33 protein-coding genes are annotated in these 18531 nt (G+C 53.6%); 32 read left to right on the forward strand and 1 reads right to left on the reverse strand.

The window, feature by feature from the left end:
* The first annotated feature begins 338 nt into the window (after positions 1-338).
* The 3 genes from rpsL (at position 339) to fusA (ending at position 3463) form a co-directional block, all read left to right on the forward strand.
* Positions 339-752, forward strand: a complete 414-nt coding sequence (rpsL, locus tag EKM86_RS09020; protein WP_125757207.1) for a 30S ribosomal protein S12 — start codon at positions 339-341, stop codon at positions 750-752.
* Between the two features lie 45 nt (positions 753-797).
* The gene (gene rpsG, locus EKM86_RS09025; RefSeq protein ID WP_054663812.1) at positions 798-1268 is read left to right on the forward strand and encodes a 30S ribosomal protein S7; all 471 of its coding nucleotides are present in this window, start codon (positions 798-800) and stop codon (positions 1266-1268) included.
* Between the two features lie 104 nt (positions 1269-1372).
* On the forward strand, positions 1373-3463 hold the full coding sequence (gene fusA, locus EKM86_RS09030; RefSeq protein ID WP_125757209.1) for an elongation factor G: 2091 nt from the start codon (positions 1373-1375) through the stop codon (positions 3461-3463).
* A gap of 104 nt (positions 3464-3567) precedes the next feature.
* On the opposite strand, the gene EKM86_RS09035 is transcribed toward fusA, so the two are convergent.
* Complete coding sequence (locus tag EKM86_RS09035) at positions 3568-4116, reverse strand: cysteine hydrolase family protein (RefSeq protein WP_125757211.1); 549 nt, start codon at positions 4114-4116, stop codon at positions 3568-3570.
* A gap of 370 nt (positions 4117-4486) precedes the next feature.
* Between EKM86_RS09035 and rpsJ the strand changes: the two genes are divergently transcribed.
* The 29 genes from rpsJ to rplQ all read left to right on the forward strand — a co-directional run bounded on the left by rpsJ (position 4487) and on the right by rplQ (position 18463).
* Positions 4487-4795, forward strand: a complete 309-nt coding sequence (gene rpsJ, locus EKM86_RS09040; protein WP_054663821.1) for a 30S ribosomal protein S10 — start codon at positions 4487-4489, stop codon at positions 4793-4795.
* Positions 4796-4820: 25 nt separating this feature from the next.
* On the forward strand, positions 4821-5456 hold the full coding sequence (gene rplC, locus EKM86_RS09045) for a 50S ribosomal protein L3 (protein ID WP_125757213.1): 636 nt from the start codon (positions 4821-4823) through the stop codon (positions 5454-5456).
* Positions 5457-5477: 21 nt separating this feature from the next.
* Complete coding sequence (rplD, locus tag EKM86_RS09050; protein WP_054663827.1) at positions 5478-6101, forward strand: 50S ribosomal protein L4; 624 nt, start codon at positions 5478-5480, stop codon at positions 6099-6101.
* Positions 6101-6388: a 50S ribosomal protein L23 gene (gene rplW / locus EKM86_RS09055; RefSeq protein ID WP_056989969.1), complete on the forward strand. Its 288-nt coding sequence runs from the start codon at positions 6101-6103 to the stop codon at positions 6386-6388. The genes rplD and rplW overlap by 1 nt, the downstream gene beginning before the upstream one ends.
* A gap of 26 nt (positions 6389-6414) precedes the next feature.
* A complete protein-coding gene (gene rplB, locus EKM86_RS09060; protein ID WP_125757215.1) occupies positions 6415-7254 on the forward strand; it encodes a 50S ribosomal protein L2 in 840 nt (279 codons plus the stop codon).
* A gap of 39 nt (positions 7255-7293) precedes the next feature.
* Entirely contained in the window at positions 7294-7575 is a 282-nt protein-coding gene (rpsS, locus tag EKM86_RS09065; protein WP_125757217.1) for a 30S ribosomal protein S19, read from the forward strand.
* Between the two features lie 18 nt (positions 7576-7593).
* Complete coding sequence (rplV, locus tag EKM86_RS09070; RefSeq protein WP_054663830.1) at positions 7594-7956, forward strand: 50S ribosomal protein L22; 363 nt, start codon at positions 7594-7596, stop codon at positions 7954-7956.
* Between the two features lie 2 nt (positions 7957-7958).
* On the forward strand, positions 7959-8621 hold the full coding sequence (gene rpsC, locus EKM86_RS09075; RefSeq protein WP_125757219.1) for a 30S ribosomal protein S3: 663 nt from the start codon (positions 7959-7961) through the stop codon (positions 8619-8621).
* Between the two features lie 3 nt (positions 8622-8624).
* Positions 8625-9059: a 50S ribosomal protein L16 gene (gene rplP, locus EKM86_RS09080; protein WP_054663835.1), complete on the forward strand. Its 435-nt coding sequence runs from the start codon at positions 8625-8627 to the stop codon at positions 9057-9059.
* Positions 9049-9243 carry a 50S ribosomal protein L29 gene (gene rpmC / locus EKM86_RS09085; RefSeq protein ID WP_054663838.1) on the forward strand — a complete coding sequence of 65 codons (195 nt, stop codon included), beginning with the start codon at positions 9049-9051 and terminating at the stop codon, positions 9241-9243. The genes rplP and rpmC overlap by 11 nt, the downstream gene beginning before the upstream one ends.
* Before the next feature lie 20 nt (positions 9244-9263).
* Positions 9264-9527: a 30S ribosomal protein S17 gene (gene rpsQ / locus EKM86_RS09090; RefSeq protein WP_054663840.1), complete on the forward strand. Its 264-nt coding sequence runs from the start codon at positions 9264-9266 to the stop codon at positions 9525-9527.
* A 30-nt stretch (positions 9528-9557) separates the two neighbouring features.
* Entirely contained in the window at positions 9558-9926 is a 369-nt protein-coding gene (rplN, locus tag EKM86_RS09095) for a 50S ribosomal protein L14 (protein WP_125757221.1), read from the forward strand.
* 27 nt (positions 9927-9953) lie between these two features.
* Entirely contained in the window at positions 9954-10301 is a 348-nt protein-coding gene (gene rplX, locus EKM86_RS09100; RefSeq protein WP_125757223.1) for a 50S ribosomal protein L24, read from the forward strand.
* Positions 10302-10307: 6 nt separating this feature from the next.
* Positions 10308-10850, forward strand: a complete 543-nt coding sequence (gene rplE / locus EKM86_RS09105; RefSeq protein WP_125757225.1) for a 50S ribosomal protein L5 — start codon at positions 10308-10310, stop codon at positions 10848-10850.
* A gap of 13 nt (positions 10851-10863) precedes the next feature.
* Positions 10864-11049, forward strand: a complete 186-nt coding sequence (locus tag EKM86_RS09110; RefSeq protein WP_054717680.1) for a type Z 30S ribosomal protein S14 — start codon at positions 10864-10866, stop codon at positions 11047-11049.
* A gap of 30 nt (positions 11050-11079) precedes the next feature.
* Positions 11080-11478, forward strand: a complete 399-nt coding sequence (gene rpsH, locus EKM86_RS09115) for a 30S ribosomal protein S8 (protein WP_125757227.1) — start codon at positions 11080-11082, stop codon at positions 11476-11478.
* A 30-nt stretch (positions 11479-11508) separates the two neighbouring features.
* Entirely contained in the window at positions 11509-12039 is a 531-nt protein-coding gene (gene rplF, locus EKM86_RS09120) for a 50S ribosomal protein L6 (protein WP_125757229.1), read from the forward strand.
* A gap of 129 nt (positions 12040-12168) precedes the next feature.
* Positions 12169-12528 (forward strand): 50S ribosomal protein L18, encoded by a 360-nt coding sequence (gene rplR / locus EKM86_RS09125; protein WP_125584629.1) that lies wholly within the window; start codon positions 12169-12171, stop codon positions 12526-12528.
* A gap of 23 nt (positions 12529-12551) precedes the next feature.
* Entirely contained in the window at positions 12552-13061 is a 510-nt protein-coding gene (gene rpsE, locus EKM86_RS09130) for a 30S ribosomal protein S5 (protein WP_125757231.1), read from the forward strand.
* A gap of 11 nt (positions 13062-13072) precedes the next feature.
* Positions 13073-13258, forward strand: coding sequence for a 50S ribosomal protein L30 (gene rpmD, locus EKM86_RS09135; protein ID WP_054663864.1), 186 nt, complete (start codon positions 13073-13075; stop codon positions 13256-13258).
* A gap of 30 nt (positions 13259-13288) precedes the next feature.
* Positions 13289-13729 (forward strand): 50S ribosomal protein L15, encoded by a 441-nt coding sequence (gene rplO / locus EKM86_RS09140; RefSeq protein WP_125757233.1) that lies wholly within the window; start codon positions 13289-13291, stop codon positions 13727-13729.
* Positions 13729-15042, forward strand: a complete 1314-nt coding sequence (gene secY, locus EKM86_RS09145; protein ID WP_125757235.1) for a preprotein translocase subunit SecY — start codon at positions 13729-13731, stop codon at positions 15040-15042. Before rplO ends, secY begins: the two co-directional genes overlap by 1 nt.
* Positions 15043-15051: 9 nt before the next feature.
* Complete coding sequence (locus tag EKM86_RS09150) at positions 15052-15705, forward strand: adenylate kinase (protein ID WP_125757237.1); 654 nt, start codon at positions 15052-15054, stop codon at positions 15703-15705.
* Between the two features lie 125 nt (positions 15706-15830).
* The gene (infA, locus tag EKM86_RS09155; RefSeq protein ID WP_054663875.1) at positions 15831-16049 is read left to right on the forward strand and encodes a translation initiation factor IF-1; all 219 of its coding nucleotides are present in this window, start codon (positions 15831-15833) and stop codon (positions 16047-16049) included.
* 87 nt (positions 16050-16136) lie between these two features.
* Positions 16137-16256 (forward strand): 50S ribosomal protein L36, encoded by a 120-nt coding sequence (gene rpmJ, locus EKM86_RS09160; protein ID WP_082397753.1) that lies wholly within the window; start codon positions 16137-16139, stop codon positions 16254-16256.
* Positions 16257-16282: 26 nt separating this feature from the next.
* Positions 16283-16651 carry a 30S ribosomal protein S13 gene (rpsM, locus tag EKM86_RS09165; RefSeq protein ID WP_125757239.1) on the forward strand — a complete coding sequence of 123 codons (369 nt, stop codon included), beginning with the start codon at positions 16283-16285 and terminating at the stop codon, positions 16649-16651.
* Positions 16652-16667: 16 nt separating this feature from the next.
* On the forward strand, positions 16668-17057 hold the full coding sequence (rpsK, locus tag EKM86_RS09170; protein WP_054663879.1) for a 30S ribosomal protein S11: 390 nt from the start codon (positions 16668-16670) through the stop codon (positions 17055-17057).
* A gap of 65 nt (positions 17058-17122) precedes the next feature.
* Positions 17123-18061, forward strand: a complete 939-nt coding sequence (locus EKM86_RS09175) for a DNA-directed RNA polymerase subunit alpha (RefSeq protein ID WP_056989965.1) — start codon at positions 17123-17125, stop codon at positions 18059-18061.
* Positions 18062-18082: 21 nt separating this feature from the next.
* Positions 18083-18463, forward strand: coding sequence for a 50S ribosomal protein L17 (gene rplQ, locus EKM86_RS09180; RefSeq protein WP_125757241.1), 381 nt, complete (start codon positions 18083-18085; stop codon positions 18461-18463).
* Positions 18464-18531: the final 68 nt, after the last annotated feature.

Below are 18531 nucleotides of genomic sequence, written 5' to 3' on the forward strand. Positions count from 1 at the left end.
AGCTGAACCTTTCTCATAGATGATCTCCTCCTAAAGCATCTATGATGCCAGAGAGGAGACTGAAGTGCGACATAATGCCTTACCACTTACCTACGACATTATCGCTGGCGAACTACAACATTCCGCAAACGATGGGAGTTCTCCTTGACATGCTCTGGGCGAAGATAGTACACTATCAAAGGTGCTTTTTTCCAGTCAATTCGGGTTTGCCCGGACGTCGAGCTGGTGAAATACCACTTCGCCGCTGGGCCGGCCATTTTTTATTTCAAAAAAAGAACCGCCTGGATGTGTGGACTTAAACCGTATATCTGTCAGAATCAGGAAGGAGGAACCTTAGAATGCCAACCATTAACCAATTGGTACGCCAAGGTCGTAAAAGTAAGGTAACGAAGTCGGACTCTCCAGCCCTGAACTTCGGTTACAACAGTAAGAAGAAGTCGCTGACCAACAACCCAGCACCGCAAAAGCGTGGGGTGGCCACTCGTGTCGGCACCATGACACCGAAGAAGCCAAACTCAGCTTTGCGTAAGTACGCGCGTGTTCGTCTGTCGAACCTCATTGAGGTCACAGCTTACATTCCTGGGATCGGCCACAACTTGCAGGAACACTCGGTTGTTTTGATCCGCGGCGGCCGTGTGAAGGACTTGCCTGGTGTCCGTTACCACATCATTCGTGGGACCCTCGATACCGCCGGCGTTGACGGCCGTATGCAGAGCCGTTCCAAGTACGGTACAAAGCGTCCGAAGAAGTAGTCACTATCCGCTTTGTGCGGTATTTAGGAAGAGGAGGCAATCAGCATGCCACGTAAAGGCAATGTTACAAAACGCGATGTTTTACCTGATCCAGTTTACAATTCTAAGCTGGTCACTCGCTTGATCAATCACTTGATGGTCGATGGGAAGCGCGGCAAGGCGCAGACGATCCTGTACGACGCCTTCGACATCATCAAGAAGGAAACTGGCAACGAGCCAGTCGACGTCTTTGAAGAAGCGATGAAGAATGTTATGCCGGTACTTGAAGTTAAGGCGCGCCGGATCGGCGGTTCTAACTATCAAGTGCCGATCGAAGTTCGTCCGGACCGGCGCACGACCTTGGGTCTGCGCTGGATCGTGCAGTACTCCCGCGCCCGCGGTGAGCACACGATGGACGAACGTTTGGCACGTGAGATCATGGACGCCGCGAACAACACCGGGGCGGCCGTGAAGAAGCGTGAAGATACGCATAAAATGGCTGACGCCAACCGTGCGTTTGCTCACTATCGTTGGTAAGAAGGTTGGCTATTATATCCGTTGGGCTATAGTAGCCACTTCTTTTATCCAGCATTTTTCTAAAATTAGACAGTTACAATTATTGAGAGGAGTTAACTTTTCACATGGCCAACAAGCGTGAATTTCCGCTGGACCGGACCCGTAACATCGGGATCATGGCCCACATCGACGCCGGTAAGACGACCACGACCGAACGTATCCTGTACTACACCGGGAAGATTCACAAGATCGGCGAAACCCATGATGGGGCTTCACAGATGGACTGGATGGCGCAGGAGCAGGAACGTGGGATCACCATTACCAGTGCGGCAACGACTGCGTTCTGGAAGGACAACCGGATCAACATCATCGACACCCCAGGACACGTTGACTTCACGATGGAAGTTGAACGTTCCCTGCGTGTCCTTGACGGTGCGATCACCGTTCTCGATGGTCAGTCCGGCGTAGAGCCGCAGACCGAAAACGTCTGGCGTCAGGCTTCAACCTATGCGGTACCGCGGATCGTGTTCGTCAACAAGATGGATAAGATTGGTGCCGACTTCAAGTACTCCGTGCAGACCCTGCACGATCGCCTGGGGGCAAACGCCCATGCGGTTCAGCTGCCAATCGGCGCTGAAGACAACTTTAAGGGCATCATCGACCTGATCGAAATGAAGGCCGACTTGTACGACGAAGACGAACTCGGGACCGAATGGGACGTCGTTGATATCCCAGACGATATGAAGGACGAGGCTGAACAAGCCCGTGCTGACCTGATTGAAGCGGTCGCCGACGTTGACGACGGCATCATGGACAAGTACCTGGAAGGCGAAGAGATCTCAAATGATGAGATCAAAGCCGCCATCCGTAAAGCCACCATCAATCTGGAATTCTTCCCAGTGCTTGCGGGCTCTGCCTTCAAGAACAAAGGGGTGCAGATGCTGCTGGACGCGGTTGTTGACTACCTGCCATCACCGCTGGACGTGAAGCCTTACAACGCGAAAGATCCCGACACCGGCGAGCCAGTTGAACTGCGCGCCGGCGATGACAAGGATTTCGCGGCGTTGGCGTTCAAGATCGCGACTGACCCGTTCGTTGGTCGTCTGACCTACATCCGGGTCTACAGTGGGACTTTGGAAGCCGGCTCGTATGTGCTGAATGCCTCCAAGAACAACCGTGAACGTGTTGGTCGTCTGCTGCAGATGCACTCGAACCACCGTGAAGAAATTCCGGAAGTGTTCTCTGGTGATATTGCCGCGGCCATCGGGTTGAAGAACACCACTACTGGTGACTCGTTGACCTCTGTTGACCACCCGCTGATCCTCGAATCCCTCGAAGTGCCGGAACCAGTGATTCAGGTTTCCATCGAGCCAGATTCTAAGGAAGATCAGGACAAGCTGGATGTTGCGCTGCAAAAGCTTTCTGAAGAGGACCCGACCTTCAAGGCCGAGACCAACCCAGAAACTGGTGAAACGCTGATTGCCGGCATGGGCGAGCTTCACTTGGACATCATGGTCGACCGGATGAAGCGTGAATTTAAGGTTGCCGCGAAGATCGGCGAACCACAAGTCGCGTACCGTGAAACCTTCACCAAGACCGCTCAGGCAGAAGGACGCTTCGTTCGTCAGTCCGGTGGTAAAGGGCAGTATGGTGATGTTTGGATCGAGTTCACCCCGAACGAAGAAGGCAAAGGCTTCGAGTTTGAAGACGCCATCGTCGGTGGGGTCGTGCCTCGTGAATACATCCCAGCGGTTGAAGCAGGGCTGAAGGATGCCATGAAGAATGGCGTCTTGGCCGGGTACCCACTGATCGACGTCAAGGCCAAGCTTTATGATGGGTCGTATCATGAAGTCGATTCTTCCGAAGCCGCATTTAAAGTTGCCGCAAGTCTTGCATTGCGCAACGCGGTAAAGGATGCCGGTGCGGTTATTCTCGAACCGATCATGCACGTTGAAGTCGTTGCCCCTGAAGAATACCTTGGGGACATCATGGGCCAGATCAACGCTCGCCGCGGCAGCGTTGAAGGCATGGAGCAGCGCGGCAATGCCCAGCTGGTCAATGCCATGGTGCCACTGGCTGAAATGTTCGGCTACGCGACGACGCTGCGTTCTGCGACTCAGGGTCGTGGGACCTTCACCATGACCTTCGATCACTACACGGCTGTGCCGAAGTCGATCCAGGCTGAGATTATCAAGAAAAACGGTGGCGAGGCTTAATTGCCGCGCTGCAAGAAGAGTTGCCAGGTTCTGGCAGCTCTTTTTTTGACCAAAAAGGAGCAGCCTTGAAGGCTGCTCCAGTATTCAGTATAAAGATGATTAGATTACACCAACGTGGCGTTCAGTGCCGTTTTGAAGTGATTCAGCGCCCATGCCTGGCCGCCAGGGACGAAGGTGGCAACGGCGTCTTGATGGACCACAATGGGGTAGTTGAGATTGTAGGCATCCACGGCTGTGTGAAGCACGCAGATGTCGGTGCAGACCCCCACGAGGTGCAGTTCGTCAACCGCCCGCTCGCGCAGCCAAAGGTCCAGCGGCGTGCCGGCAAAGCTGGAGTACCGCGTTTTGTCAAAGAGGGTGACGTTTTGTTCGCCTTGGTGCTGCTGGTACCACGGCTGCAAGCTGCCATACAGTTCCCGGCCCCAGGTGCCGCGCACGTTATGCGGCGGGAACAGCTTGGTTTCCGGATGGTACGGGTCACCTGGAACGTGCACGTCGGTCGGCAGGTAGACAAACTCTCCCGCCGCCCGAAACTGTTCGGCTAGGGCAGCGATGCGGCCTTCGATTGCTTGGGCCGGAGCACCAGCAGTCAGGGCGCCTTGCGGGGCGACAAAGTCATTTGTATAATCAATGATCAGTAAAGCTTTTGGCATATTTTTTCCTCCTGCAAATGATTAGCTTCACTGTACGGGCCTGAAAGCATCCTGTCAAGACAACCTGCCAACCTGAAAAACCATCAGGTAGGCTTCGTCATGGGTCCGAATAAAGGCCGGTCTCATCGCTTTTACACGCTGAAAAAGTTTCACCAATTCGCAGAAAAGCCTTGCTATACCGGGGGCTTTTTTGTATACTATCAAGAGTGCTGTTTGCTTAAGGGCAGACTGTGCACTTTTGACCCATGGTTGGGTCAGGATAGCGTGGATGTGAGAGGTTGCGACACGCCCGGCCGCTTTGCCACGGGGGCATGACGGAAATTTTCACGGAGCTAGTCTACTAATGATAATAGACGAAGGAGGTTACACAATGGCAAAACAAAAGATTCGGATCCGGCTCAAGGCTTACGAACACCGGATTCTAGATCAATCAGCAGATAAGATCGTTGAGACCGCAAAGCGCACAGGTGCGTCGATCTCAGGCCCGATCCCACTGCCAACAGAACGGACCATCTACACGGTGCTTCGTTCTCCCCACAAGTACAAGGATTCTCGGGAACAGTTCGAAATGCGCACACACAAGCGCTTGATCGATATCGTTAACCCGACCCCGAAGACTGTGGACGCGCTGATGAAGCTCGACCTGCCAAGCGGCGTCGACATTGAAATCAAACTCTAATCTATAAGAACTAGGAGGTGTACCCATGGCACGTAAAGGAATCTTAGGTAAGAAAATTGGCATGACGCAAGTCTTCACGGATAACGGCGAACTTGTTCCCGTGACCGTCATCGATGTAACGCCTAACGTTGTCCTGCAAGTCAAGACCGTTGAATCTGACGGTTACGAAGCAGTTCAGCTGGGCTACGGTGACAAGCGTGAAGTACTTAGCAACAAGCCAAGCGTCGGTCACGCCAAGAAGGCGGACACGACCCCTAAGCGCTTCATTAAGGAAATCCGTGATGTAGCGCTTAGCGATTACGAAGTCGGCAAGGAAATTAAGGCCGATGAATTTGCAGCTGGCGACATCGTGGACGTCACCGGCATCTCCAAAGGACACGGTTTCCAGGGGAACATTAAGAAGGACGGCCAAAGCCGCGGCCCAATGGCCCATGGCTCTCGTTACCACCGTCGTCCCGGTTCTCTTGGCGCCATTATTAACAAGGTGTTCAAGGGTAAGAAGCTGCCTGGCCGGATGGGTAATCACACTCGCACCATGCAGAACCTGACCGTCGTTTCGGCTGACTTGGACCACAACGTTATCCTCATCAAGGGCAACGTTCCAGGCGCCAACAAGTCGTTCGTGACTATCCGTTCCGCTGTTAAAGCAGCGGCTAAATAAACCGAAGGGAGGACATAACTAATGGCAAACGTTACTTTATTCAAGCAAGACGGCACAGAAAACGGCACCGTTGATCTTAACGACACGATCTGGGCTATCGAACCGAACGAAAACGCCGTGTTTGACGCAGTGCTGATGCAACGCGCTTCCCTTCGTCAAGGTACTCACGCCGTTAAGAACCGTTCCGCTGTTTCCGGCGGCGGCAAGAAGCCGTGGCGCCAAAAAGGGACTGGCCGGGCTCGTCAGGGCTCGATCCGCAGTCCGCAGTGGCGTGGCGGTGGGATTGTCTTCGGACCGACCCCACGTTCATACAGCTACCGGATCAACAAGAAGGTTTCTCGGTTGGCAATCAAGTCTGTGCTTGCGCAGAAGCTTGCTGACAAGGACCTGATCGTGGTCGATGGCCTGGCTTTTGACCAGCCCAAGACCAAGGACTTCGCGGCTGCTTTGGCAGCTTTGAAGGTCAATGAAAAAGCCCTGGTCGTTCTTGAAGATGGCAATGACAATGCGGCCCTGGCTGCACGCAACCTGCCAAACGTCAAGACGATCGCCGCAGACGGGATCAACGTATTGGATGTTGTAGACTACAACAAACTGATCCTGACCCAATCTGCACTGCAAAAGATTGAGGAGGTGCTGGCATAATGGCTGAAGCACGCGACATCATCCTGCGCCCGATCGTGACCGAGCAGACCATGGCCGACATGGACAACAAGAAGTACACCTTCGAAGTTGCTCGTGACGCCGAGAAAACTGCTGTGCGTCGTGCCGTTGAAGAAATCTTCGACGTGCAAGTCGCCAAGGTCAACATCGCGAACGTACGCGGTAAAAAGAAGCGCCAAGGGAACTTTGTGGGTTATACGCGCAAGCGCCGCAAGGCTGTTGTGACCTTGACCGCTGATTCTAAAGACATCAAGATTTTTGAAGACTAAAAACTTTTAGATAGGAGGAAACAAGCGTGGGCATCATTAAATACAAACCAACGTCAAACGGCCGGCGGAACATGTCTGGTTCAGACTTCGCCGAGATCACCAAGACCAAGCCGGAAAAGACGCTGCTTGAAAGTCAGAGCCACACTGCTGGGCGCAATGCTCAAGGTCACATCACCGTGCGTCATCGCGGCGGCGGCCACAAGCAGTATTACCGGACAATCGACTTCAAGCGGAACAAGGACGACGTGGTCGCGACCGTTAAGGCGATCGAATACGACCCGAACCGGACCGCAAACATTGCACTGCTTCACTACGAAGATGGGGTTAAGTCCTACATCCTCGCGCCGAAGGGTCTGAAGGTTGGCGACAAGATCGTCTCCAGCGAGACTGCCGACATCAAGCCGGGCAACGCAATGCCGCTGAAGAACATTCCTGATGGGACCACGATCCACAACGTTGAACTCAAGCCTGGCAAGGGCGGCCAACTGGCTCGTTCCGCCGGTGCTTCTGCTCAGCTGCTGGGTAAGAACGACGACGGCAAGTACGTCACGGTTCGCCTGGCCTCTGGTGAAGTGCGCATGATCCTCGCCGTTAACCGCGCCACGATTGGTGCCGTGGGCAACGAGCAGCACGAACTGATCAGCATTGGTAAGGCTGGCCGCAAGCGCTGGTTGGGCTTCCGTTCAACCGTCCGTGGGTCAGTTATGAACCCTAACGATCACCCGCATGGTGGTGGTGAAGGTAAAGCACCAATCGGGCGCCCATCACCTCTTTCCCCATGGGGCAAGAAGACCTTGGGTAAGAAGACGCGTGATCACAAGGCTAAGTCCGAGAAGTTCATCGTGCGTCACCGTAAGAACAAGTAATTTTAACTTTGAATTACACCGAATAAAGGAGGTCACACAATGGGTCGCAGTCTTAAAAAAGGACCGTTCGCCGATGCACATCTGATGAAAAAGATCGATGCGCAGCAGGATAACGACAAGAAGACGGTCATCAAGACCTGGTCTCGTCGTTCTACCATTTTCCCGAGTTTCATCGGGTTCACCATCGCCGTTTACGATGGTCGCAAACACGTCCCAGTTTACATTTCAGAAGATATGGTCGGTCACAAGCTGGGTGAGTTCGTTCCGACACGGACCTTCCATGGTCACGCCAAGGACGACAAAAAAACAGCGGCACGCTAAGAAAGGAGCACATGATTCATGGCTGAAGAAATCACGTCTGCTACGGCGACGGCTAACACAGTTCGAATCGCGGCTCGCAAGGCGCGCCTAGTGATCGATCTGATCCGCGGCCGCGACGTCGCGGAAGCTATTGCCATTTTGGACTTCACGCCGCGCGCGGGCTCTCCAATTATTTCCAAGGTTCTGAAGTCCGCCATCGCGAACGCAGAACACAACTTTGACCTTGATGCCCAGAACCTTTACGTCAAGGAAGCCTTCGTTAATGAAGGCCCAACCCTGAAGCGGTTCCGTCCGCGGGCAAAGGGTTCAGCATCACCAATCAACAAGCGTACGAGTCACATCACTGTGACCGTTGCTGAGAAAGCCACAAAGGAGGGTTAAGCGTGGGTCAGAAAATTAATCCAATCGGTTTCCGAGTTGGCGTCATCCGTGATTGGGAATCCAAGTGGTATGCCGAAAAAGACTTCGCCACTTACCTGCACGAAGACATCAAGATCCGAAACTTCATCAACAAAAAGCTTGCGGACGCCTCTGTTTCGACCATTGAGATCGAACGGGCCGCAAACCGCGTGAACATTTCGATTCACACCGCAAAGCCGGGTATGGTTATCGGCAAGGGCGGCGCTCAGGTCGAGAGCCTGCGTAAGCAGCTCAATGACCTCACCGGTCGTAAGGTTCACATCAACATCGTCGAGATCAAAAAGCCTGACCTGGATGCCAAGCTGGTTGGCGAAAGCATCGCCGCTCAGCTTGAACAGCGTGTGGCTTTCCGTCGCGCGATGAAGCAGGCGATGCAGCGCACTATGCGTGCCGGTGCCAAGGGCATCAAGACGCAAGCTGCTGGTCGGTTGAACGGTGCGGATATTGCCCGGCGCGAACATTACGCTGAAGGCACCGTGCCGCTGCACACCCTGCGCGCAGACATTGACTACGCCTGGGAAGAAGCTCGCACCACCTACGGCCAGATCGGGATCAAGACCTGGATCTACCGCGGTGAGATTTTGCCGGATAAGCCAAACCGGCCAGCTGCGAAGGGAGGAAAGTAACCCATGTTAGTACCTAAGCGTGTGAAGCACCGTCGCGAATTTCGCGGCAAGATGCGTGGCGCAGCTAAGGGCGGCAAGAACGTCGACTTTGGCGATTACGGCCTGCAGGCACTGGAATCCCACTGGATTTCTAACCGTCAGATCGAAGCTGCCCGTGTTGCAATGACCCGTTACATGAAGCGTGGCGGGAAAGTTTGGATCAAGATCTTCCCTCAGAAGTCCTACACTTCTAAAGGTGTTGGGGTTCGTATGGGTAACGGGAAAGGCGCGCCATCCGGCTGGGTCGCAGTCGTAAAGCGCGAAAAAGTGATGTTTGAAGTCGGTGGCGTGCCTGAGGCCGTTGCCAAAGAAGCTCTCCGCCTCGCTTCCAACAAGCTTCCAATCCGTACCAAGATCATTTCTCGTTCGGAAGGAGCTGAGCAATCTAATGAAGGCTAAAGAGATCGCTGCATTAACCACAGAGGAAATGCTCGACAAAGAAAAGCAGTATAAAGAAGAGCTGTTCAACCTGCGCTTTCAACAGGCGACTGGCCAAATGGAGAACACTGCTCGGCTGAAGCAAGTGCGCAAGAACATTGCGCGGATCAAAACGGTCCTGCGTCAGCAGTCACTGAAGAAATAAACGGAAAGGAGACTATCACCTTGGCAGAACGTAATTCTCGTAAAGTTTATCAAGGCCGTGTTGTTTCTGACAAAATGGACAAGACGATCACCGTCCAAGTCAACACGACGAAGACGCACCCGGTATACGGCAAGCGTGTGAAGTACTCGAAGAAGTACTATGCACACGATGAAGAAAATGTCGCAAAAGTCGGCGATCTGGTTCAGATCATGGAAACTCGTCCGATGTCTCGCAACAAGCGTTTCCGTTTATTGAACGTGGTCGAAAAGGCAGTTCGTATTTAATTTAAATACGTTTGAAAGGAGGACCAACCCGTGATTCAACAAGAAAGTCGTCTTAAAGTCGCTGACAACTCTGGTGCCCGCGAGTTGCTGGTGATCAAAGTGCTTGGCGGTTCATACCGTAAGACTGGGAACATCGGCGACGTCGTTGTGGCAACCGTAAAACAGGCTACACCAGGTGGCGTTGTCAAGCTCCACGATGTGGTCAAGGCCGTCATCGTGCGCACCAAGTCGGGTGCCCGCCGTACTGATGGATCGTACATCAAGTTCGACGAAAACGCCGCGGTCATCATCAACGCGGACAAGAGCCCACGGGGGACTCGTATCTTTGGACCAGTCGCACGCGAACTGCGTGACGGCGATTTCATGAAGATCGTTTCCTTAGCGCCTGAAGTCCTTTAATCATTCTGACCAAATAGGAGGTGCGACATGAAAATCAAGACTGGTGATAAAGTTCGGGTCATGCGTGGTAAAGACGCTGGCAAAGAAGGTACGGTAACCAAGGTGCTGCTTAAGGCAGACAAGGTCATCGTCGAAGGCGTCAACATGATCAAGAAACACCAAAAGCCTAACAACGCGAACCCGCAAGGCGGGATCGTGGACAAGGAAGCAGCCATTGCCGTTTCTAACGTAATGCTGCTGGATCCAGAAACGAATAAGCCGACCCGCGTTGGCTTTGAAATCAAGGACGGCAAGAAGTCACGCATTGCCAAGAAATCTGGCAAGGAACTGACCACTGCTGCTGCTCCTGCAAAAACTGACGGGAAGGAGGACTAATCCCAGATGGCAAATCGTTTACAAGAACGTTTTAACAAGGAGATCGCACCGGCTTTGGTAGAGAAGTTCAACTACAAGAGCACGATGCAGACTCCGCACGTTGAGAAGATCGTTTTGAACATGGGGGTCGGCGATGCAACACAAAACGCCAAGCTCATGGACGAAGCCGTTGCCGAAATGGCGCAGATCTCCGGCCAACAGCCGCTGATCACCAAGGCGAAGAAGAGCATCGCGAACTTCCGCCTGCGTGAAGGCATGTCGATCGGTGCCAAGGTCACCCTGCGCGGCGAGCGTATGTATGACTTCCTGGACAAGCTGATCAATGTCTCCCTGCCACGTGTTCGTGACTTCCACGGGATCTCTCCTAAGTCCTTCGACGGCCGGGGCAATTACACCCTGGGCCTGAAGGAACAATTGATCTTCCCTGAAATTGATTACGATCAGGTCAACCGCGTTCGCGGCCTTGACGTGGTCATTGTTACGACTGCAAATACTGACGAGGAAGGCCTCGAACTGCTGAAGCAGCTCGGCATGCCTTTCGCTAAATAAAGGAGGGTCACACTTGGCTAAGAAGTCGATGATCGTGAAAAACAACCGGCCTGCAAAGTTCGCAGTGCAAGAATACACACGCTGCCAACGTTGTGGTCGTCCGCACTCTGTTTACCGTAAGTTCAAACTCTGCCGGATTTGCCTTCGTGAATTAGCTCATGCCGGTCAAATTCCTGGTATGCGCAAAGCTAGCTGGTAAACCGAAACCCAGTCAAAGGAGGTTAAATCAATGGTCTTGACCGATCCAATCGCAGATTACTTGACTCGCATTCGCAACGCCAACATGGTGCGCCACGAATCGCTGATCGTACCTGCATCAAAGATGAAAATCAACATTTCCGAGATCCTCAAGCAAGAAGGCTTCATCCGTGATTACGAAGTGATCGAGGATGACAAGCAAGGCGTTATTCGTGTTTTCCTGAAGTACGGGAAGAACAACGAACGCGTCATTTCCGGCTTGAAGCGCATCTCTAAGCCTGGCCTGCGCTCCTACGTGAAGGCTGACGCTGTGCCGAAGGTCCTAAACGGCCTGGGCATCGCCATCCTCTCCACTCCTGAAGGTGTGATCACCGACAAGGAAGCGCGCGCGAAGAACGTTGGCGGCGAAGTACTCGCCTACGTTTGGTAAGATAAAACTTTAAAAAGGAGGTGCCTCCAAGTGAGTCGTATTGGTTATAAAGCAATCACCGTGCCGGCTGGCGTTACAGTCACCGTCGACGGCGAAAACATCACCGTGAAGGGCCCGAAGGGTGAGATGACTCGCCACTTCGCCCCAGAAATTTCCATGACGCAAGACGGCAACGAGATCAAGTTCGACCGTCCCGACGATTCGTTCAAGGCGCTGCACGGGACGACCCGCGCCAACCTGAACAACATGATCGTGGGTGTCACCGATGGCTTCAAGAAAAACATGAAGCTGGTCGGGGTCGGCTACCGTGCACAAAAGCAAGGCAACAAGCTGATCCTGAACGTCGGTTACTCTCACCCAGTTGAGATGACCCCGCCAGAAGGAATCGACTTCGACGTGCCAAGCAACACGGAGATCACGGTTTCTGGGATCTCTAAGCAGGTCGTTGGCCAATGGGCCGCCGAGATCCGTGCGGTTCGTTCGCCTGAACCTTACAAAGGTAAGGGGATCCGTTATGTCGACGAATACGTCCGGCGTAAGGAAGGTAAGACTGGTAAGTAGTCTTACTGATAACGTATGGGCGATCATCGCCCGTGTCTATGCGCCTGGGGCCGCGTCATCAGGCCGTCCGCTTTGTGCGAGCGCCTGATCCATCACCGCCTCAAGCAGCTAATCAAAGGAGTGAACATTGTGATTTCCAAGCCAGATAAAAACAAGACCCGGCAACGGCGTCACGCACGCGTCCGGGGTAAGATTTCTGGTACGAGCGAGCGCCCACGCTTGAACATTTTCCGTTCAAATAAAAACATCTACGCGCAATTAATTGATGACGTAGCGGGTGTGACGCTAGCAAGTGCCTCCACTCTCGATAAAGAAGTATCTGATGACGCAAACAAGACCGAGCAGGCAAAGCAGGTTGGCGAATTGGTCGCTAAGCGCGCTGTTGCCGCCGGTCACAAAGTAGTGGTCTTTGACCGTGGTGGTTACCTCTATCATGGTCGCGTGCAGGCGCTCGCTGAAGCGGCTCGCGAAAACGGCCTTGAATTCTAACAAAGAAGGAGGAAAACCAATCCATGGCATCATACATTGATCCAAACCAACTCGACTTGGAAGACCGCGTCGTATCGATCAACCCAGTTGTCAAAGTTGTCAAAGGTGGTCGTCGTCGTCGGTTTGCAAGTATTGCAATCGTTGGCGACAAGCACGGCCACGTCGGCTTCGGGACCGGTAAGGCCCAGGAAGTGCCAGAAGCAATCCGCAAAGCGGTCGACGACGCCAAGAAGAATCTGATCGAAGTGCCGATCGTTGGTACCACGATTCCTCACGAAGCGATTGGTCACTTCGGCGCCGGTGAAGTTTTGCTTAAGCCGGCCGTTGAAGGGTCCGGGGTTGCTGCCGGCGGCGCGGTTCGTGCCGTTATGGAACTTGCTGGGATCTCAGACGTGACTAGCAAGTCCCTTGGCCGCAACACGCCAATCAACATGATTCGCGCGACGATGGACGCCTTGACTCAGCTCAAGACCGTTCAGGAAGTGGCTGAACTCCGCGGCGTATCAGTATCGCACTTGCAAGAACAAAACTAGGAGGGCACATCATGGCGCAATTAAAAATTACATTGACCCGCAGTGCTGCTCACCGGTTGCCAAAGCAACGCAAGATTGTTAAGGAATTGGGTCTGGGCCGTGTCAACAGCTCAGTCGTGAAGCCTGACAACGACGCAACACGCGGTGCGATCTTCCAGATCTCCCACTTGGTTTCCGTTGAAGAAGTCAAGGATTAATCTATTTCGCAAAAAGGAGGTGCCACACGAATGAAGTTACACGAATTAAAGCCAAATGACGGTGCGCGTCAAGCACGGAAGCGTGTTGGCCGCGGGACTTCTAGCGGTCAGGGTAAGACGGCCGGCAAAGGGACTAAGGGCCAATTGGCTCGTCAGGGCGGCAAGACCCGGCTCGGGTTCGAAGGTGGCCAGATGCCACTGTTCCGGCGGATGCCAAAACGCGGTTTCAAGAACATCAACCGCAAAGTCTTTGCCATCGTGAACGTTGAAGACCTCAACCGGTTTGACGAAGGCACGGAAGTAACACCAACTCTGTTGGTCGAAACCGGCTTAGTTAAAAACGAAAAAGACGGCGTTAAGCTGTTGGGTAACGGGAAGCTGGACAAGAAGCTGACCGTTAAAGTTAACAAGGCTTCCGAAACTGCCAAGAGCGCAGTCGAAGCAGCAGGCGGTTCGCTTGAGGTGATCTAATGCTGAAAACCCTCGTTAACGCATTTAAGGTCAAGGATATCCGCAACAAGATCCTCTTTACCTTGGGCGTTTTGCTGGTTTATCGACTAGGGGCGCAGATCACAGTGCCTGGCGTTAATGCTAAGGCCTTGACGCAGGTCGGATCGACCGGCTTGATCTCCCTGCTCGACACCGTTTCCGGTGGCGGGTTGGCCAACTATTCGATCTTCTCAATGGGGGTCTCTCCGTACATTACGGCTCAAATTGTGGTTCAACTGTTGCAGACCGATATTGTGCCGAAGTTCGTGGAATGGGGTAAGCAAGGGGAAGTTGGTCGGCGCAAGCTGAACCAAGTCACCCGTTACCTGACCATTTTCCTCGGCTTCTTCCAGGCGGTTGGCATTACGGCTGGGTTCCAGCAGCTTTCCGCACTGGGGCTGGTCGCCAATCCGACGATCACCACATACGTGATCATCGGCATCATCCTGACTGGGGGCACCATGCTTCTGACGTGGATGGGCGAGCAGATCACGGACAAGGGGATCGGCAATGGGGTCTCAATGATCATCTTTGCCGGCATCATTGCCCGTCTGCCAAGTGGGCTGGCTTCCTTGTGGAAGGACAACATCACGAACAACACTGCCGCTGATCGGTGGCAGGGCATTTTGTTCCTGGTTGCACTGGCCATTGTGGTCCTGCTGGTCGTGACGTTTGTCACCTGGGTTCAGCAGGCCAACCGCAAGATTCCGATTCAGTACACGCGCCGGGTGGCGGCTTCCGGTAGTGAAAGCTACCTGCCGCTGAAGGTTAACGTGGCTGGGGTCATTCCTGTCATTTTTGCCAGTTCGTTCATCATCACGCCGCAAACCATTCTGATGGCCTTCGCCAAACGGTTCCAGGGCCAAGGCTGGTATGACACGATGACCAACGTCTTCAACATGCAAAGCACGCCAGGCGTCATCATTTATACGATCCTGATCGTCCTGTTCACGTTCTTCTACGCTTTCGTCCAGGTTAACCCGGAAAAAGTGCAGGAGAATCTGACCAAGCAAGGATCGTATATCCCAGGCGTTTGGCCCGGGAAGGAAACTGAAAAGTATCTTTCTCGTGTGTTGATGCGGCTGTCGACGGTGGGGGCGTTGTTCCTCGGCTTCGTGGCCCTGCTGCCACAGCTGGCAGCGAACCTTTGGGGCTTGCCTCAAAGCATTGGCCTTGGTGGGACTAGCCTGCTGATTGTCGTCATGACGGCGATCGAACTGGTCCGCCAGCTCGATGGGTTACTGATGAAGCGCGAGTACGTCGGGTTTATCCGCGACGACCTCGTGAAGAATTAGGAGGAAACCATGAATCTGATTTTAATGGGACTGCCAGGCGCTGGTAAGGGCACGCAGGCGGAGCGGATCGAAGATGCGTATCCCGTCGCTCATATCAGCACCGGGGACATGTTCCGCGAAGCGATGGCCAACGGCACGGAGATGGGCAAGCAGGCCAAGGGGTTTATCGATCAAGGTCAGCTGGTTCCAGATTCGGTCGTTGAAGGCATGGTCAAGGAGCGGCTTGCGCAAAAGGATACCGATCAGGGCTTCATGCTCGATGGGTTTCCGCGTACGCTGGCTCAGGCCGAAGCGCTTGAAACCATCACCCAGGACTTAAGCAAGCCGCTTGACGCCGTGATCAACATCGACGTTGAACCAGCAGTGCTGGTGGAGCGGCTGTCTGGCCGTTACATCTGCAGCAACTGCGGAGCGACTTACCACAAGTTGTACAACCCGACCAAGGTGCCGGGAACTTGCGACCGCTGCGGCGGCCACGAGTTCTTCCAGCGCGATGACGACAAGCCGGAAACGGTGAAGAATCGCCTGAAGGTCAACATCGAGGAGAACACGCCGCTGATTGATTTTTATCAAAAGCGCAACTTGCTCTTCACCGTCAACGGGGATCAGGACATCGATCTGGTGTTCGCTGACATCCAAGCGGTCTTGAAAAAACTCAACTAGCCTGCAGCCACGGCCTGACTGTTTTCAAACGGGTCGATTTATGATACAATGTCGCGGTATGCGCTGAGGGCTTGCCCTCACCGCGTTTTCGCGTGTGATCCAGACAATTAGGAGGAATTTATTTCGTGGCAAAAGACGATGTGATCGAGATCCAGGGCACCGTGGTCGATACGTTACCGAACGCGATGTTCAAAGTCGAACTTGAAAACGGGGCAACGATTCTTGCCCATGTCTCCGGGAAGATTCGGATGCACTACATCCGCATCTTGCCAGGCGACAAGGTGACCGTTGAATTGTCTCCATACGATCTGACCAAGGGCCGGATCACGTACCGTTTCAAGTAAAGCGTTCAGCCGGTTCTGCCGGCTGCGCGTATTGCCAGACCAGAGCGCAGTTCTCGCTGCGTTTTTCCAAGAGGAGGCTAATCAATCATGAAAGTACGTCCATCTGTTAAAAAGATGTGCGAGCACTGCAAGGTCGTCCGTCGGCATGGCCGCGTCATGATCATCTGCTCTGCTAACCCAAAGCACAAGCAACGCCAAGGTTCATAATTCACTAAATTAGGAGGTGTCATCATATGGCTCGTATCGCAGGTGTTGACTTGCCCCGCGGCAAGCAAATCGTCATCGCGCTGACCTACATTTTTGGGATCGGCAACACGACCGCCAAGAAGATCCTGAAAGAAGCCGGCGTTCCTGAGAACGTCCGCGAAGAAGACCTGACCCCTGACCAGGAGGACAAGATCCGTGCAGCCGTCGACAACGTTAAAGTTGAAGGCGATCTGCGCCGTGAAGTCAGCCTGAACATCAAGCGGCTTCAGGAAATCGGTTCATACCGTGGCATGCGTCACCGCCGTGGCCTGCCCGTTCGTGGTCAGAACACGAAGAACAACGCACGTACTCGCAAGGGGAAGAAAGTTTCCATTGCCGGTAAGAAGAAAGCATAAAGGAGGTTAGCATTCGATGGCAGTTAGAAAAACCACTCGCAAGCGCCGTGTTCGCAAGAACGTTGAAGCCGGCGTTGCGCACATTCATTCCACGTTCAACAACACGTTGGTCATGATCACCGACCCTCGCGGTAACGCGATTGCCTGGTCCTCTGCAGGGGTCCTTGGATTCAAGGGCTCTCGTAAGTCCACGCCTTATGCTGCGCAGATGGCCGCTGAAGCCGCTGCAAAGGAATCCATGGAGCACGGCATGAAGTCTGTTGAAGTTGCTGTTAAAGGCCCAGGTTCCGGCCGTGAAGCTGCGATCCGTTCCCTTCAAGCAACTGGTCTTGAAGTGACCGCGATCCGCGACGTGACCCCAGTGCCGCATAACGGTTCTCGTCCTCCAAAGCGTCGTCGTGTGTAATTGTTACCCCACCATTTCAAGTTTGGGCAACGTTCACTTCTCGTTTTGAAAGGGGTACAGACTAGATGATCGAATTTGAAAAGCCGAACATCACCAAGGTTGACGAAAGCACCAACTACGGTAAGTTTGTGGTTGAACCGCTCGAACGCGGCTACGGGACCACATTGGGCAATTCGCTTCGGCGGATCCTGCTTTCTTCCTTGCCGGGTGCGGCGGTTTCCAACATCCAAATCGATGGCGTGCTGCATGAATTCAGCACGATCGATGGGGTGCTTGAAGACGTGACCCAGATCATCCTGAACATCAAGAAGCTCGCTTTGAAGATGCATTCGGATGAAGATAAGACCGTCGAGATCGACGTTGATGGCCCGGCCACTGTGACCGCCGCCGATATCGTCACTGATGCTGATGTTGAGGTATTGAACCCCGAACAGTACATTTGCACTGTTGCTGAAGGGGGCCACTTCCATGTTCGCATGACCGTTCGCACCGGTCGTGGTTACGTGGCTGCGGATCAGAACAAGACCGAAAACATGCCGATTGGCGTGCTGCCGATCGACTCGATTTTTACCCCGATCAGTCGGGTCAATTATCAGGTCGAAAGCACTCGTGTCGGCCGGCGTAATGACTTCGACAAGTTGACGCTGGACGTCTGGACCAACGGCTCGATCTCACCGCGCGAAGCGATCAGCTTGGCCGCGAAGATCCTGACGGAACACCTCGACATCTTCGTCAATCTTACCGATTCGGCGAAGAATGCGGAGATCATGGTCGAAAAGGAAGAAACCCACAAGGAAAAGATGCTCGAGATGACCATCGAAGAGCTCGACTTGTCCGTTCGTTCCTACAACTGCCTGAAGCGTGCTGGAATCAACACGGTTCAGGAGCTGACCAACAAGACCGAAGCCGATATGATGAAGGTCCGCAACTTGGGCCGCAAGTCGCTTGAAGAAGTTAAAAACAAGCTTTCTGATCTCGGCTTAAGCCTGCGTAAGGAAGACTAATACTTAAAAGGAGGCCAATCCATGAGCTACCGGAAATTAGGGCGCACCAGTTCTCAGCGTAAAGCGCTGCTGCGCGACTTGACCACCGACTTGATCGTTAAGGAACGCATCACGACGACCGAAGCCCGCGCCAAGGAAATTCGTTCTACCGTTGACAAGATGATCACGCTCGGCAAGCGCGGCGACCTGCACGCCCGTCGTCAGGCTGCTGCTTTCCTGCGGAACACGATCGCCGATGTAAAGGAAGACGGCGACACGGTTGTCGTTCAGTCCGCTTTGCAGAAGTTGTTTGCTGACGTAGCCCCGCGCTACGCAGAACGCAACGGTGGTTACACCCGCACTTTGAAGACCAATCAGCGCCGCGGTGACGCAGCACAGATGGTTATCATCGAACTGGTTTAAGCGTTTCGCTTTACCAATTCAAAAAATCTAAAACCGAAGCGACCCTTGTGGCCGGTTCACTTTGATCA

This window comes from Lacticaseibacillus hegangensis, from assembly GCF_003946465.1.
In the GTDB taxonomy this organism is placed as follows: domain Bacteria; phylum Bacillota; class Bacilli; order Lactobacillales; family Lactobacillaceae; genus Lacticaseibacillus; species Lacticaseibacillus hegangensis.